At 59.9% G+C, this 15,377-nt stretch carries 18 protein-coding genes and 1 pseudogene; 9 read left to right on the forward strand and 10 right to left on the reverse strand.

Features of this window, described 5'->3' with window-relative positions; translation table 11 throughout:
* Nucleotides 1-36: 36 nt before the first annotated feature.
* From AC0L2H_RS03165 to AC0L2H_RS03175, 3 genes are all read right to left on the reverse strand, one after another.
* Nucleotides 37-1,389, reverse strand: a complete 1,353-nt coding sequence (locus AC0L2H_RS03165) for a PQQ-dependent sugar dehydrogenase (RefSeq protein ID WP_473588811.1) — start codon at nt 1,387-1,389, stop codon at nt 37-39.
* Complete coding sequence (locus AC0L2H_RS03170; protein WP_473588812.1) at nt 1,386-1,832, reverse strand: DUF2231 domain-containing protein; 447 nt, start codon at nt 1,830-1,832, stop codon at nt 1,386-1,388. Before AC0L2H_RS03170 ends, AC0L2H_RS03165 begins: the two co-directional genes overlap by 4 nt.
* Nucleotides 1,833-2,014: 182 nt before the next feature.
* A complete protein-coding gene (locus AC0L2H_RS03175) occupies nt 2,015-2,605 on the reverse strand; it encodes an alpha-ketoglutarate-dependent dioxygenase AlkB (RefSeq protein ID WP_473588813.1) in 591 nt (196 codons plus the stop codon).
* An 84-nt stretch (nt 2,606-2,689) separates the two neighbouring features.
* Between AC0L2H_RS03175 and AC0L2H_RS03180 the strand changes: the two genes are divergently transcribed.
* Entirely contained in the window at nt 2,690-3,001 is a 312-nt protein-coding gene (locus AC0L2H_RS03180; protein WP_473588814.1) for a KTSC domain-containing protein, read from the forward strand.
* 73 nt (nt 3,002-3,074) lie between these two features.
* Nucleotides 3,075-3,818 carry an alpha/beta fold hydrolase gene (locus tag AC0L2H_RS03185; protein WP_473588815.1) on the forward strand — a complete coding sequence of 248 codons (744 nt, stop codon included), beginning with the start codon at nt 3,075-3,077 and terminating at the stop codon, nt 3,816-3,818.
* A 195-nt stretch (nt 3,819-4,013) separates the two neighbouring features.
* On the opposite strand, the gene AC0L2H_RS03190 is transcribed toward AC0L2H_RS03185, so the two are convergent.
* The 3 genes from AC0L2H_RS03190 to AC0L2H_RS03200 all read right to left on the reverse strand — a co-directional run bounded on the left by AC0L2H_RS03190 (nt 4,014) and on the right by AC0L2H_RS03200 (nt 6,629).
* Nucleotides 4,014-4,616, reverse strand: a complete 603-nt coding sequence (locus tag AC0L2H_RS03190; protein WP_473588816.1) for a diguanylate cyclase — start codon at nt 4,614-4,616, stop codon at nt 4,014-4,016.
* Between the two features lie 192 nt (nt 4,617-4,808).
* A complete protein-coding gene (locus AC0L2H_RS03195; RefSeq protein ID WP_473588817.1) occupies nt 4,809-5,957 on the reverse strand; it encodes an Acg family FMN-binding oxidoreductase in 1,149 nt (382 codons plus the stop codon).
* A gap of 171 nt (nt 5,958-6,128) precedes the next feature.
* Nucleotides 6,129-6,629 carry a gamma-glutamylcyclotransferase family protein gene (locus AC0L2H_RS03200; RefSeq protein WP_473588818.1) on the reverse strand — a complete coding sequence of 167 codons (501 nt, stop codon included), beginning with the start codon at nt 6,627-6,629 and terminating at the stop codon, nt 6,129-6,131.
* Between the two features lie 72 nt (nt 6,630-6,701).
* Here AC0L2H_RS03200 and AC0L2H_RS03205 point away from each other — a divergent pair, with 72 nt between their 5' ends.
* The 7 genes from AC0L2H_RS03205 to AC0L2H_RS03235 all read left to right on the forward strand — a co-directional run bounded on the left by AC0L2H_RS03205 (nt 6,702) and on the right by AC0L2H_RS03235 (nt 11,943).
* Nucleotides 6,702-6,902: a hypothetical protein gene (locus AC0L2H_RS03205; RefSeq protein ID WP_473588819.1), complete on the forward strand. Its 201-nt coding sequence runs from the start codon at nt 6,702-6,704 to the stop codon at nt 6,900-6,902.
* Nucleotides 6,903-7,023: 121 nt separating this feature from the next.
* On the forward strand, nt 7,024-7,776 hold the full coding sequence (locus AC0L2H_RS03210; protein WP_473588820.1) for a DUF4142 domain-containing protein: 753 nt from the start codon (nt 7,024-7,026) through the stop codon (nt 7,774-7,776).
* 35 nt (nt 7,777-7,811) lie between these two features.
* Nucleotides 7,812-8,405, forward strand: a complete 594-nt coding sequence (locus tag AC0L2H_RS03215; protein ID WP_473588821.1) for a hypothetical protein — start codon at nt 7,812-7,814, stop codon at nt 8,403-8,405.
* A gap of 41 nt (nt 8,406-8,446) precedes the next feature.
* Complete coding sequence (locus AC0L2H_RS03220; RefSeq protein ID WP_473588822.1) at nt 8,447-8,659, forward strand: hypothetical protein; 213 nt, start codon at nt 8,447-8,449, stop codon at nt 8,657-8,659.
* A 369-nt stretch (nt 8,660-9,028) separates the two neighbouring features.
* Nucleotides 9,029-9,238, forward strand: coding sequence for a DUF2934 domain-containing protein (locus tag AC0L2H_RS03225; protein WP_473588823.1), 210 nt, complete (start codon nt 9,029-9,031; stop codon nt 9,236-9,238).
* Between the two features lie 407 nt (nt 9,239-9,645).
* Complete coding sequence (locus tag AC0L2H_RS03230; protein WP_473588824.1) at nt 9,646-11,637, forward strand: protein-L-isoaspartate(D-aspartate) O-methyltransferase; 1,992 nt, start codon at nt 9,646-9,648, stop codon at nt 11,635-11,637.
* 99 nt (nt 11,638-11,736) lie between these two features.
* The gene (locus AC0L2H_RS03235) at nt 11,737-11,943 is read left to right on the forward strand and encodes a hypothetical protein (protein WP_473588825.1); all 207 of its coding nucleotides are present in this window, start codon (nt 11,737-11,739) and stop codon (nt 11,941-11,943) included.
* 388 nt (nt 11,944-12,331) lie between these two features.
* Here AC0L2H_RS03235 and AC0L2H_RS03240 read toward each other — a convergent pair.
* The 4 genes and pseudogenes from AC0L2H_RS03240 to AC0L2H_RS03255 form a co-directional block, all read right to left on the reverse strand.
* A pseudogene (locus AC0L2H_RS03240) lies at nt 12,332-12,956 on the reverse strand (FAD-dependent oxidoreductase); the annotation flags it as partial.
* A 28-nt stretch (nt 12,957-12,984) separates the two neighbouring features.
* Nucleotides 12,985-13,344 (reverse strand): hypothetical protein, encoded by a 360-nt coding sequence (locus tag AC0L2H_RS03245; RefSeq protein ID WP_473588826.1) that lies wholly within the window; start codon nt 13,342-13,344, stop codon nt 12,985-12,987.
* Nucleotides 13,345-13,426: 82 nt separating this feature from the next.
* Nucleotides 13,427-14,557: an ABC transporter ATP-binding protein gene (locus tag AC0L2H_RS03250; protein WP_473588827.1), complete on the reverse strand. Its 1,131-nt coding sequence runs from the start codon at nt 14,555-14,557 to the stop codon at nt 13,427-13,429.
* Between the two features lie 17 nt (nt 14,558-14,574).
* Nucleotides 14,575-15,372, reverse strand: coding sequence for an ABC transporter permease (locus AC0L2H_RS03255; protein ID WP_473588828.1), 798 nt, complete (start codon nt 15,370-15,372; stop codon nt 14,575-14,577).
* Nucleotides 15,373-15,377: the final 5 nt, after the last annotated feature.

A 15,377-nucleotide genomic window follows, 5' to 3' on the forward strand; every position in this document is an offset into this window, starting at 1 on the left:
CCTGGCCCGGTTTCTCGATGGACGGAGCACGAACCGTCACGGCGTTGCCGAGGTCACTCGCCAAACCGTATTTCCGACATCGTCGGCGATCAGAAGCGCGCCAGATTTATCGACCGCCAGTCCCACCGGTCGCCCGCGCGCCTCGTTCTTGGCGTCAAGAAAACCGGTGACGACGTCCTGTGGCTTGCCGTCGGGATGACCATCCCTGAATGGCACGAAGACGACTTTATAGCCGTTGAAGCTGTAACGGTTCCAGCTGCCATGTTCACCGACGAACGCTCCGCCGCGGTAGGATTGCGGCAGATTGCTTGCGGTGTAGAAGACCAGCCCCAGCGGGGCGACATGAGAGCTGAGCGCATAATCGGGAGGAATAGCCTTTGCGACCAGATCGGGACGCTGCGGCATCACTCGCGGGTCGACATGCTGTCCGTAGTAGCTATAGGGCCAACCGTAGAAAGCGCCGTCCTTCACCGATGTCATGTAGTCAGGCACCAGATTGGGGCCGAGTTCATCCCGCTCGTTGATGACCGCCCAGAGCGCACCGGTCTGCGGTTCGAACGTAAGGCCGTTCGGATTGCGTAATCCGCTGGCGAAAATCCGCGAACGGCCGCTGGCCCGGTCCACCTCCCAGATGGCGGCGCGATCCTTCTCGGCCTGGATGCCATTCTCCGTGATGTTGCTGTTTGAACCGACGCCGACATAGAGCAGTGAACCATCCGCGCTCGCGACAAGGCTTTTCGTCCAATGGTGGTCGATCGGGCCGCCAGGCAGCGGGGTGAGCGTGGTGCCTGGCGCGGTAATCTTGGTGTCGCCGGGGTTGTAGGGGTAGCGGACGATGGCATCGGTGTTGGCGACATAGAGATCATTGCCGACCAGGGCGACGCCGAAGGGCGAATTTAGATGATCGAGGAAAACGCTGGTCAACTCGGGCACGCCATCGCCGTTGGCATCGCGCAGCAAGGTAATGCGGTTGCTACCTTCATTGCCGCTTCCACCCGACGTCACCAGCGATTCAATCCAGCCCATGATCAGGTCCTTTGGGCGTTTCACCGCGGCTTCTGTGGGCGCCACCGATTCGACTGCAAGGACATCGCCATTCGGCAGCACGTAGAGTGAGCGCGGATGTTTCAGCCCAGTCGCCAACGCCTGGATTTTCAGCCCTTGCGCCACAGTCGGCCGCTCCTCCTGTTTCCACCCGATGACGGAGGCAAGATGCATCGGCGGGAAGAGGTACTGCGTCGGCTCGGGCAATGTCGGGTTCGGACCCACTCCACTGGCAGGATCCGGATCGTCGGCACTGCATGCCTGCAGGCCCAAAGCCGAGCCAAATAGCAGGGCCAGTGCCGCTGCACGTCTGGCCCCTTTATTGAAAGTGGGATCATCTCTCATTTGATCGCTCCTGTGCTGCGATCAACCAGGAACCACTCCATCCAACCGGTGAGGATCAAAACGACCACGACGACAGCGGAAAGGATCAGACCGGTCGGCACCACGGACGTCCAGGCGTCGCGGCTGTGAACCAGCGCGTTGAAAAACGAGAGCACCAGCGCGGCGACAGTGCCGAGCACGGAAGGCCAGCCGGGGCGCAGAGCGGGCGTTACGTCTCTGCCGAAAACATCGATCAGGCTGGCGATCACCGCAAGAACACCCATCACCAAGCCGGCCATCAGCAACCAGGCTGAAAAATTTGCCCAGGTCATTTCGGCCGTTCGCCAATAAGTAAGGTCGGTCAACAGCGTGGCGACGAAGCAAGCGCTCGAGACGGGCGCAAGCATGGAATAGATCGGCCGCCTGACCAGGATGGTTGCTGGAGCAAGATCAGGATTGTTCATGGTTTTCTCTCGTGCCGGTTTGGCTCCAGTCCAACAATCGCCGCGCCGCCAAGTTCCAGCAGAACGGCTTCCGCCCCGATCAACGAGTCGTGATAGGCGGTACGCCGTGCCCGGAGATCTTGCCGAAAAGCACCAGGAGCGGACGGATTAGAAAGGTGTTTCTTCAGACCGTTTACCTGATCCTATGCGTTGCGGCTTGTGGCAGGCCGCAAGGTGCGCAAGGTGATCGAGTAGCGATGTTCGGCAAGAGGCGGGATGCTGTGCTCCCATTCGGCGCGCGCCGGGCCTGTCATCAGGTAGGCCGACCTTGGCTCGGCCACGATCGTCCTGCGATCCCATCCAGCACCGTTCTTCCGGCGAAGCCGGAAATTGCAGGCGGCAAGCAGAGAAACGCCGGCTATCGCTTCGAAGTGCGGCTTGTCGCGATGCCAGCCTATGCCGGCGCCAGGCTGGTACTCGTTGATCAGAACCTGCACGAAATTTTCGACCGGCAATCCGGCGAACGCCGCAACTTTGTCTCGTAGCGGCATGAGAAAGCCCGGTATCGGAGGCGCCTCGACGACTTCGCGCCGGTCATAGTCGTAGCGCAGGCCGAAGCCGATCACCCGGCGGTTTGCCAGGTGACCATGGAAATCGAAGGGTTGGAAAGGCAGTCTTTCAAGCTGGCGCAGCAGATCCTGTTCTTCGTCCGGCGTGATCAGGTCAGGCCGGTAGACAAACCCGTCCGGCAGGTCGTCGGCGACGGCGAAGAGATCGCCTTGAAAGGCAGGCATGGGAGCCGGGATTTTCGGTTTCAGCGATGGCATAACCTCATAACTGGTAAAGCCGGCGGCCGGCGGCAAGCCCGGCCAAGCTCCATGCCGCGGCTCGCCGTCTTTGTGTCGATACGGGAACCCTCCATCGCCGAATGGGTTTCCCTGATGCGCGTTTGGGAATCCCATCAGGCTTGGAACATGCCGTCGACAGCAATCCGAAACATGCATTACGACGCCGCAAAGAGGATCCTTTCGGTGTGGTTTGTCCCTTCTGGCTATCGTTATGACTATGAAGACGTAGCCCCGCAGACTTATGCCGCTTTCCGCAAGGCCTCATCGAAGGGCCGCTTCTTCAACACGTACATTCGAGATCGATATAACTATCGCCTGGTCGAAGAAAGCAGATCTGCCTGAGCGTGGGGCCGAACGAATTCGGCTTGGCTTCATTCTAGTTGGATACCGGTATACCCAAGGGGCAAAGCCTGCCATGCGCGAGAAAGTGATAGAGGCTGGTGAGCTAGGCTTGCACATGATCGAGGCCGGTCCGCCGGATGCTCCCTCGTTTCTCTTCCTGCATGGCTGGCCGCAGAGCAGTCATGCGTTCGTGAAGGTGATGGAACTGCTTTCTGGTCGGTTTCGTGTTGCCGCCATTGACCTTCCCGGAATCGGCCGCTCGACTGGTCGTCCGCCGACTGGCGACAAACGCACACTGGCGCGTTGCATAAACGCGGCCGTGGAAGCATCGGATTTCCATCGGCTGACTTTGGTCGGGCATGACGTGGGTGGCCAGATCGTCTATGCCTATCTTCGCCAGTACCGCCACACGATCGAACGCGCCGCGATCCTCGATGTCGTGGTCCCCGGCGTAGAGCCATGGTCGGAAGCCGTTCGAAGTCCGCAGATCTGGCACTTCGGCTTTCATGCGGTTCCGCACCTGCCGGAACTGCTGGTGCACCGACATGAAGCCGCATATTTCGCCTTCTTTTTCGATGCCATTTCAGCTCGCCCGGAAGCGATATCTCCCGAGGCGCGGCGTCTCTATGCCGAGGCTTATGCCACCGAGGACAGCTTGGCGCGGGCTTCGATTGGTACAGGGCCTTCAAGCAAGACGAACAGGACAACCTCGAAAGCGCTGGATCGGAGGTCTCAATCCCGGTCCTGTATGTTCGGGGTGATGCGGAAAGGGGCGAGCTTCAGTCTTATCTCGATGGTTTCAGAAAAGCGGGGCTGACGAACTTGTGCGGCGAAGTCCTTGCCAGTTGCGGTCATTTCTCACCCGATGAACAGCCGGACGCATTAGCTGACGTCCTTGAGCGCTTCGCCGACAGGGAACCGGGCGCCAAGTGATTGACCAGCGCCGATGGATGGATTGCGCCGCAACTAGCTCGCGCCTAACCTAACTGACCAGAGCGGTTCGGCCGTTCATTCACCGCCGGGTTGTCTCGCCGGCTTCTCCTTGCCTGGCCTTCGAGGGGACCAGCCTGCCTGCATTGGCCCGCAGCCCTCTCACGAATTCTTCCACATACGGCAGCAATTCGAAAAGCAGGATTACTGTCATCACCGTCACGATATAGGCTGTCGGCAACTGTTGTGGTTTCCATACCAGATCGAAGCGAGCTTCTTCGGGGCCGATACCGACCAGGGCAAGAAATTGCGGCCAATGAAGTGAAATAACGCTGACCAGTCCCAAAAGGGGAATCATCTCCAGAAAGCTATGTACGTGCTGTTCGACCGGACTGACGGTGCGCGCCGTCGTCGCGTAGCGAACGTCCCACATTGCCGTCGCCTCATGGATAAAGAAGGTAACGACCATCGTGGCGATGACCAGGGCATTGATCTCGAGGAACATGGCGGCCAGCAAGGGGATGCCGACTTCCACAAACATCAGAAGATGGATCAGCGACTCCTTGGCGCCTGTGGTGGACTCGATATGCGACGCACGATGACAGAGCCAGTCGGCAAACCCGGCGATCAGCCAAACCGGCAGCACGAAATACATCAGGATCAGCACCGTCGGATCCGCCAGCATCAATCTCCCTCTCCGCCGGATAGGCCGAACACCAGAGACCCGACTATCGCTCGCCACGCCCAGGTTTTCGTGCTTCTTGCTCGCTTGCGCAGGACCGCCTGTCGTTTCGGTCAGGTTGCCAGCAGCTACTGAACAGCGGGGGGCACAAATGGTTCCCGCTCACGGCGGAGGGCAATCCCGGCAGAGACCTCGTTATGCGTAAGGCGCTGGTCGTGCGCCTAAGGCTTCCGGCCCCCTGGCATCCCCTGTCGTGGCATCGATGATGATGTCTTCCAATGACCGGCGCGGGCTGAGACAGGGCTGATTTTTCGGGAAGCCCGCGCGGAAGATAAAGGCGGCCTCCAAGCCGACCGTGGCAACCGCGCGTGCAAGTGCCTCGCTGGCTCGTGGTTTGAGGCCGAGTTCGCGCTCACGGTCAGCACGTTCCACGGGCTGGTTCAGCGGTTGCGCTGCAATGCCACGCGTCGTGAGAAAAAGATGAAGTCGTTGCCAGACCCGCCCCGCTTCAAGCGCCAATGCTCTCTCATGGGCATCGGGAACAGCGATGATCCCGAACAGCGCGGCCGTCCGAACTTGGGTCTTCGTGCTTCCAATCCAGCTTTTGTTCGCTGCCCGGTCGCTCGGCGGTATCAGCCTTGCAGCGGCTGCCACCAGCCGCGAAGGCACATTGGCGCCGAGGGTCAATCCGTCGCGCCGGCGGCCCACGTACCCGGCGCGAAACCGGAACCACTTTGCATTGTCCACGGCCATCTCGTGGTCATCGACGATCTGGCGTGTCGACTGCAGGATCAGGTCGCCAAGTTCTGCTCGGCGTGCGTCCTGGAACAGGATCAACCGAAGGTGAGGATGGTCGACGAGCGCCGACATTTCCTCGCAGAGATAGGCAGGCACGCCGCGTTCACCATCATAGGCACTGCGGTTGGTGTGTCGCTTGGTGATCGCGCCGAAAAGTTCGGTCTGCCGCGCTGCGACGGGAATAAAGCGCAGTCGTGCGGCAAGCGTGTCGTCTCGCTTCGGCGGGAGTCGTGCAGGAAAGGTTTCCACCTGCGCATCGAGACCTTGCGCGAGCGCGGCTTGAACAAGATTTTCAATCGCGCATCCAAGCGACTGATGCATTTCCCGCCGGAACGGATCGAAACTTCCGAGGTGCCGTTCGAGATCGGCGCGGACCTCGACCGCGTTAGGGAACAATGCAAAGCGCCAGGGCTGCGAATTGTGCGCATTGGCGGCCAGCACTGCCGCATGTACCAGATCGCTGAACGCGTTATGGCCGATGGGTCTTCGCCAAAGGTCAAATTCCTTGGTGGTATCGGCACAAGCCAGTTTCTGTAACATCGCCATGCAGTCAGCTATGAGGATGATATGTCGAACCGCCTGCCAACGCTTTTGTTCCGTTTGGCCATATGTTTGAGATGACGTGCAAGATTGTTGGAACCATCTCGGCGCCAGCAGATCCGACTGCCAGCGCGACCTCCGCCACCAATTGAACGTCTACGGATCATCTCCCGTGGCCTAACGCTCCCACTGTGGGATGAAACGCCTGTCGAGGTACTCGGCCAGCGGTTGCGAGTGCAACGGCACGGCCAATTCCGCTGCCTTCATGTAAACCATGGCCCGTATCGAAGAGCCGTCGGCGTCAGGCGCCACATCGATGGCAATACGAAAATTGCCGGGTTTGCCGACGGATTCCAATGCATCAAGAATGGCGAGGCGATCAGCGTCGACCTCGTAAAGCTCGCCGCGGACCTGCATTCCCTCGCCGGGACGATTGATCATCATCGGGGCATACCACGGACCTGCGATGACCATCGGATAGGGGTGCCCGGTCCGGTAGCGTCCAAGATAGGGTGCGCCGATCAGCCCTTTTTCATGCAGCGCGAATCCGCGCTTCAGCGTGCCAAAGACGAATAGTTTCACTGCCACTCCGTCAGCCAAGCGTGTTTGCCTATCGGCTCGGCAACGTGTCGGTTGCGTCACAGTTCCGCACGCGAGTTGCAGCGGCGCATGGATCATTTTTCGATTTCGCCGGTTAGGCAGTCCAACCTCCTACGAGCAGCCCAACGCCCTTCGAGCAGCGAGACCGAGATGAGCAGGACGAAACTGAAAACCCGCGTCAAGCAGCAGCGGATCAGCGCAGAGCTCGTTTTCGAGGCGAGCTACTTTGCCCGCAAGTGCGGCCTGACGAAGGACGAAGCCGTCGAGTTGATGATCGGAGATCACGATGCGATCGATAACAATCGTGGCCGCGACGCGAAGCCCACCCGAAACAGGAAATCTCGACGATAAGGCAGCGTGGCAAGCCGCAGGTGGCGCGTCGTTCAAAATTGAGGATCGCAAATCTCGATTGGGAACAAAGCCCATGGATGATTGTTCGGCTTCACCCATTCGAGCAAAGGAGCTTGGGATCATGAATACGCGGACACTACTCGCCCCACTCGCCGTCGCGACCGCGCTAGCGCTGGCCTTCCCTGCCGTCGCTGCCGAGGACGCTCAGAGTTTCGTCGACAAGGCTGCTGTTGGCGGTCTGTTCGAAGTGAATTCGAGCAAGATCGCGATCGACAAGGCCAAGGACCAGAACGTCAAGGATTTCGCTCAGAAGATGGTCGACGATCATGGCGCGGCGAATGCCAAGCTGCAAACGATCGCCGGCGAGCAGAAACTGAAGGTGCCGGCTGAACTCGATGCCGCACACAAAAGCGATCTGGAAAAACTGCAGAACAGCACGGCGGATTTCGACCAGCCTTACGTTCAGATGCAGCGCAGCGCACATGCCGATGCAGTGAACCTGTTCCAGTCCTACGCCAAGGACGGTGACAACACCAGTTTGAAGGCCTTTGCCGCCGAGACGCTGCCGACGCTCAAGATGCACCAGGACATGATCGAGAAGATCGCGGCCTCGGGCACTGGCAAGCCTGCGGCGGATGCCAGCACGCCAGCGGTCAAGTCGGCGTCGACCCCCAAACCGGCCGCCCCGGTCCCGGGCGCCAACAGCTTCACCGAGGACCAGGCCAAGGGCCGCATTCAGGACGCCGGCTACACCGACGTTTCCGGGCTCGCCAAGGATGACCAGGGGATCTGGCGTGGCCAGGCGAAAAAGGACGGAAAGAGCACGCAAGTGGCGCTCGACTATCAGGGCAATGTCTTTGCCGGCACCAATTGAGCCCCGGCACCACTGAACCACGAAGGAGATACCAGATGCAAACGATCACAGCGCTGTTCGACGACTATGACGATGCTTCCGATGCCGTCGGCGAACTCGAATCGATGGGAATATCCGACATCAGCATGGTCGCGAGCAATAGTGGCGGCCAACACCAGGAGGCCGACTCCGAAAGCGGCGAAGACGCCGCCGCAGGGGCCGGGATCGGGGCCGCGATCGGGGGCGCGGGAGGATTGCTTACCGGACTTGGCGTGATGGCCATTCCCGGCGTCGGCCCGGTCGTTGCCGCCGGGTGGCTCGCGGCGACCGCGGCCGGCGCCGTCGCCGGCGCCGCGGTCGGTGGCGCCGCCGGAGGGATTGTCGGCGCGCTGACCGATTCGGGCGTCTCGCGCGAAGATGCGGACGTCTATGCCGAGGGCGTTCGCCGTGGCGGTACTTTGGTCACCGCGCGCGTCGACGACGAGCTTGCTCCAAAAGCGCAGGAGATCCTGAACGGCTTCAGTCCCGTCAATGTCGGTAACCGGCGCAGCGAGTATGAAGCGGGCGGATGGACCGGGTTCGACCCCTATGGCGGCGACTATTCGGCACTGGACGCCGATCGCGATCGCGCTCGCCGGGATACTGCGTGATCACAGCGGCCGGCTAGACAAGTGCGAAAGGAATGTCCGGTATGAGACGAGTACTGCTGCCACTGTTGCTTACCGCAGCGGTTCTCGTGCTCTCCTATTGGGCATTCCTTTATGTAGATCGCGGCTGGCCGACATCGCCATTGAAGCGGGCTCCTGAGCAAAACCAGGGCGGTAACGCGCCGCAGGACACCTCGCCTGCGGCAGGTATAAAAAAGAACCCGCAAGAAAATACGGAAATGCCAGGAAACCAGTAACCCGTCTGAATGCTGCGCCAACAGTTAGCCTGCCGATTTCGCCGGAGCGGATCGTCTCGTTGGACAGAAATTCAGTTGGCCCAAATCCGCGCAGCCAGGGGGCGAAGGTGCGAAACCCGCGGCCTGGAGAGAAGGCGCGATTTCCGAGAATGTTGTTGTGTCGTCAGGCCAAACGTGAAGAAGCAAGACCGGGCGTGCCGTCCTGTTGGCCACGGCACAAACAGCCGATACCCAAAAGCGATGTCAGCGGTGCGGATATGGCTCTTCGGCAGTATTCCGCAGTCCAACCTCGTGCGAGCGAGACTGTTCCGGGATCTGCCTCCGTGGAACAAACCATTCAGCGCCGGGTTAGGCGCCAGGAGGTCGATCATGGACAGGGAAGAACGCATCAGGCGCCGCGCCCATGAGATTTGGGAACGGGATGGCCGGCCGGAAGGTCGTCGGCAAGAGCATTGGGATCAGGCTGTGCAAGAGATCGAATCCGAGGGTTCGGAAGCCGAGCGCGGTCCGGTCGCGCCAGATCCGGCCGTCGGCGTCGGCTCCGACCCGAACGCGCGCATCAACCGGCCGGGCGGCTGAGCATACTTCCGTGGCATTCACCTGCCCTCAGGCGCAGCGAGCGCGGTGGCCGCAGAGGCCAGCGCCACCTGGCTCAGGCGCAGCATCATGCATCTCCTTCCTTTCTCGAATGGAGGGCATCTTGGTAGAAAATTTTAATGATGGCGTACTCCGAAAACGGAGGAAGATTCGGCGTGTTTCAGGCATTGCATTGCCAACCTTGCCCTCCATGGGAGATCCCCGGGGCGGTGCCGATCTCCAAGCTCTCCTTGGGCAAGCACGGGAGGAACCTTGAAGTCTTTCGGCGAGTTAAAGATCGCGAAACCGCCTCCAAATTGCTGCTCGGGCAACGCGATATGACGGGCGGAAAATGTCGCCGAGGATTCCTGAAGCAGTGAAGAGGGCTTAACCCACCGGAGGAGCTAGAAATGCTCGATCTTCCTCAAGTCCGCGATCGAATGGTCAAGGTTCATATCAGCCGGCGTGGCATCCGCGACCGTGAGATCCTGCAGGCGATGCGTGAAGTTCCGCGCGAGGCTTTCGTCGATCCTGGCTTTGAGGAATTCGCTTACGAGGATGCGCCACTGCCGATCGCCGACGGCCAGACGATATCGCAACCCTACATCGTCGCGTTCATGATCGAAATGGCGGATGTCAAACCGGGCGACCACGTGCTCGAGGTCGGCACCGGCTCCGGTTACGCGGCGGCCGTGATGAGCCGGATCGTCGAACAGGTTTACACGATCGAGCGTCATCCAGCGCTGGCCGAAACGGCCAAGCGGCGATTTGAAAAACTTGGCTATGAGAACATTGAGGTCCGAACGGGCGACGGCACCAAAGGCTGGCCGGAGGCGGCTCCCTTCGATGCCATCGTGGTAACGGCCAGCGGCCCGGGCGCGCCGCTTGCGCTTCAGGAACAACTGGATGTGGGCGGCAGACTTATCATTCCCGTTGGCGACGATCCGGAGTCGCAGCGTCTGCTCAAGGTTATTCGAACGGGGGCTGCAACCTACAGTGAGGAGGATTTCGGCGGCGTGCGGTTTGTCCCCCTCATCGGCGAGCAGGGCTGGCCCGAAAGCGACAGACCCGCAGAGGTCAGTCACTCGCTGCGACATCCGCATCCGCTCAGCCTGCCCGAGATGATCGCGACCGCGGCTGAACCGCTGCCCGATTTCGATGATGCAGCTTTCGGCGAATTGTTCGATCGGTTTGCCGACAGGCGCGTCGTTCTGCTCGGCGAGGCAAGTCATGGGACGTCCGAGTTCTACAGAGCGCGTGCGGCGATCACCCGCAGGCTCGTCGAAAAACACGGTTTCACCATCGTTGCGGTCGAGGCGGATTGGCCCGATGCCGCAGCGATCGACCGTTATGTTCGCCACCGCAAGCCGCGAGCCGCGGCCATTGCTCCGTTCCAGCGGTTTCCAACCTGGATGTGGCGCAACGCCGATGTCGTGGCCTTCGCCGACTGGATGCGCCATCACAACGATAAGCTCGAGTCATCGGCACAGGCAGGCTTTTACGGCCTCGACATCTACAATATGAGCGGGTCCATAGAGGCGGTTCTTGACTATCTCGATCGGGTCGACCCGCAGGCAGCAAAGATCGCGCGCGAGCGCTATGGCTGCCTGACCCCCTGGCAAAACGAGCCGTCGACCTATGGCCGGGCGGTGCTTACCGCCGGCTATCAAAAATGTGAGAAGGCGGTGTTACAGCAGTGCCGGGACCTGCTCGCCAAACAACTTGATTACGCACGGCAGGACGGCGCCGACTTTCTCGATGCCAGCCAGAATGCCCGGCTGATCGCCGCAGCCGAACACTACTACCGGATCATGTACTACGGCGGTGCGGAGTCCTGGAACCTGCGCGACACGCACATGTTCCAGACTTTGGAGCATCTGCTGGATGCCGGCGGACCCAAATCCAGGGCGGTGGTCTGGGCGCACAATTCCCATATTGGCGATGCCCGCTATACCGAGATGGGGGTGGTCAGGGACGAACTGAACATCGGTCAGCTCTGCCGGGAGCGTTTCGGCGAAAAAGCGGCGCTGATCGGAATGGGTACGCATTCCGGCACTGTAGCCGCTGCCACCGACTGGGATGGGGAAATGGAGGTCATGCAAATGCGCCCGTCCCACGCCGACAGCTATGAGCGGCTTTGCCATGATGCTGGCGTGCCGCGCTTCCTGCTCGATCTCGATCGCGACGATGCATTGCGTAGGCGGCTGCTGGAACGCAAACTGGAGCGCTTCATCGGCGTGATCTACCGGCCGGAAACCGAACTGCGCAGCCACTATGCGGACGCGTCCCTGCCCCAACAATTTGACGCGTTCCTATGGTTCGACAGAACCGCTGCGGTAACACCGCTTGGCCCGGAGCACGCGAGAACCGGTGTTCCCGATACCTATCCGTTCGGACTCTAAGAGCCGTGGAAGGCAGTGCCTTGGACCCAAAACGGGCCTGGAACATTTCAACCCGGTTACGGTTTAGAAAACTGAACACCTCGTTGTTGGAGCTTTGTCATGACCGGAACCAAACATCCGAAGTGGAAAATACCGAGCAACGCCGACCTGGCAAGAAATCCCGGCATCGGCACGTCCAAGGGAACAATCAAGGAAGGCGACGATCTCGAACTTGAGGGCGAGAACACCATCGAAGGTGACATCGAGAATGATACCACCGCCGCTGGCGGGATCAATCCGAGGCAGAAGATGCGCACGAACAAGTAGGAGAGCAACGATGGCCCTCGCGCTCCCATGTTTCACGGGCTCGCCGCTCGCTTCTGATCCCAACAGTTGGAGGCCTCGGAGCCGTCGCGCTGACCTACTTCGACCGCTTAATCAATCCGTTTGATGCGGCCCTTGTCGAGCCGGTACACACCAATAGTACCGCCCTGCCTCTCGAAGTCGGCAAGCAGATCGTCCCATAGGCCTAGAAATTGGCCGCAATCGTCGCAAACGATCCGGGTTTCCGGTCCGGCGTCGGCTGGAATCCTCAGCCTGATAGTGAGGCAGTAGGGGCATTCCAGTCGATGGTTGAGATAGCGCTGCCGGGGCATAATACAGACAGTGCACCCTGTTGCCTGCCATTTGCAAGTTGCAAAGACGCCTCGCGCGATCATGCCGTCGCGACCCGATGATGCAGCGGATTCTTGGCGGGACCGTGGACGATCGAACCGTCCGCCAAGAATAGCGAGCCATGACAGGGGCAGTCCCAGGTTTGGTCGGCATTGTTCCAGGTCACGGTGCAACCCTTGTGGGTGCATTTCGCCGACAGCACATGCAATCCGCCTTGAGCGTCGCGGCAGACGGCGATCTTTTCACCATTCTTCTCGATCACGCCGCCATGTCCGGGCGCGATTTCATCGATTGACGCGACGAGACTGGCTGTCGCCATCGCGATGGAAATCATCAGGAGAAGAGCGTGCGGGATCGTAGAGGGCTTTCCAGCGGCTGCGTCGCTCCACAATCAGATCGCAGATCAGCATTCCGGCGGCCGTGCCGTTGCTGATACCCCAGGCATTGAAGCCGGTGGCGATGTAGAACCCGGGGGCTTTCCTGGCGTCGGGCTCGCCGGCATAGGCGATCCGATCCGGCGTGTCGTAGTCCTCGTTGCACCAACGCCAGGCTGCGTCGCCGACATCAAAATAGTCGCGTACCCAGCTTTCCAACTCCCTGAACCGTGAAGCGACGTCGCCATCCTGCCCGGTATTGAACCGCGGACCGAGCACGACGAGCAATGGCTCGGTTGGATAGCCAGCTTGTGATTTTTCATGGAATGCGTTTTGCGCGAAAAAACAGGGTCCCAATTCCGTGGTCATTGACACGCATCGCCTCTGCACATTCGGAGTCGCCAGTTGCAATGCCCTTGGCGAGGCCCGTTTGAAGTTGATTCAGCTGTTCCTCGTAGCGTGCCAACACCGCAGGGTGCAGCGCGATCACTCGGGTCGCTGCGGGCACCTGATCCAACTCGGCCAAAATGCCTTTACGCTCTTCATTCAACGTTGTTGATGGCGGTCCCAGGACGGCTGGGTCGCCATGGCCTTTGGCAATGGCGTTGACCAGCCGATCGATCTCACCTGATCGCCGTTTTATTGCGGGAACCGAGGGTAAACGTCGCGTCCTGAGCATCGAGGCAGCCACAGACCTGATTGGTCCGCTGGCGCCGGCATGAAGTTCCCCAGCGGCAAGGTAGGCGGTTTCTCGCCCAGGGCTACTCCCGGTTGATTATCAAACTGTCATGTGCGTTCCACTCAATGTAGACCGTCTCGCCCACGCGGGCGGCATAACTGTCGCGGTTCATGTGCTGCTGCTGTTCCACGATCGTGCCCATCTTGAGTCGGACCCAGTGCCGCTGGATGCCATTCGAGAAGGTCGCGTCAATGACCTCGCCTTCCAGCGCGTTGTCTCTGTCAATCCGCACAGCCGTGATGGTAATTGCTTCCGGTCTCACACAGACACATGCCTTATCGCCTACCGCGCTGGAGAGCATCCCATTCAGGGTCAGTCCATTCTCGCAGTGCGCCACCGCGCCAGTTCCCCGTCGATCCAAGGTTTGGACTGGGAAAATATTAGCGCTACCGAGGAATGCCGCAACAAATCGGTTTCGGGGTCGGCTGTAGAGTTCCTTCGCAGAGCCGATCTGGACTATCTCGCCCGCATTCATGATCGCGATGCGGTTTGCCATTGCTGCAGCTTCGCCCTGGTCGTGCGTAACGTAGAGCACCGTCGAGCCAAATTTCGCATGCAGCTGCTTTATCTCGAATTGCAGGCCCTCACGCAGGTTCTTGTCCAGCGCGCTCAGAGGCTCGTCCATAATCAGAAGCGCCGGATTGTAGATCGCGGCCCGCGCAAAGGCCACGCGCTGCTGCTGGCCGCCCGAAAGGGCAGTTGGCAGGCGCCCGGCATAGTCGGTAAGCCGCACCTGTGCCAATGCATCGGCAACCCGGGACTCGATTTCAGCCGAAGCCATTCCACGCATCTTCAGCGGAAACGCAATATTCTGTGCAACCGTCTTGTGTAGAAAAAGCGAATAGTTCTGGAATACCATTCCGATATTGCGCCTGAACGGCGGCACGCCGCCGATCGAATGACCATCTATAAGGATATCTCCGGCCGATGCTGGAACAAATCCGGCGGTCAAGCCCAAAAGTGTTGTCTTTCCCGACCCGCTCGGGCCGATTATTGCGAAGAACTCCCCGGCTTCGATCGTAAGGTCGGTTGGATGCAGCGCTACGTGCTTGCCATAGGCCTTCGTTATACCTCGATAGTCGATACGTTTTCCTATCGTTGACTTCGAGGCAACTGGGCCTGCGGTCTGTACCTGAGAAAATTCGAAACCCATCGACCGGCGGTCCTGATTTACTTAGGGAATTTCATGGCGCTTGATCGCTGCAAAAGAGCCACTGCGGACAGAAGGCTCAGCGAGACGACAATGGCGGCAGTGGAGGCGGCGGCGATCGTCGGCTCCATTTGGAAACGCAATTCATTCCACATGTACACTGGAAGCGTCACAGAGGAAGCGTCCGTCAGGAAAAGCGCGATGATAATTTCGTCAAAGGACGAGGCAAAAGCGAAGATCGCACCGACGATCGTGCCCAGTCGTATCATTGGCCAAGTGACGTGGATGAAGGTCTTCCAGTCATTGGCGCCAAGCGTCATGGCGGCCAGTTCCATATTGGCCGAATAGCTGCGAAGCGACGTCGACACCGTAATGAAGACGAGCGGCAGCGCGATGGCCGAATGGACCAGGATCACCCCGAGCTTCGTGCCTACGAGCCCGGCGGCCGCCACGACAGGGTAGGCACCGATCGCTACAATGATTTGCGGCATAATAAGCGGCGCAACGGCCAGACCAGTCAAAACAGCGCCGAAGCGGATCTTGCCGCGAACGATGGCGAGTGCGGCCAATGTGCCGAAAACTGCCGCAATTGCAGCTACGGAGATGCCGGTCACTAGGGTGTTCCAGATGGCAAGCCTGTATCCGTCGCTGCCGAACATCTTCTCGTACCATTGTGTTGAGTAGCCAGGAACCGGGAAACTTATGTATCGATCACTGCTGAAGGAGACGGGAACGATCACAAGGATGGGCGTCAGCATGTAGACCATGCTGATCACGGTAACCGTGACAGCCAAGCCTTTCATCGCCCGATTGAACATGGGCC

The organism is Mesorhizobium sp. WSM4871 (assembly GCF_055811295.1).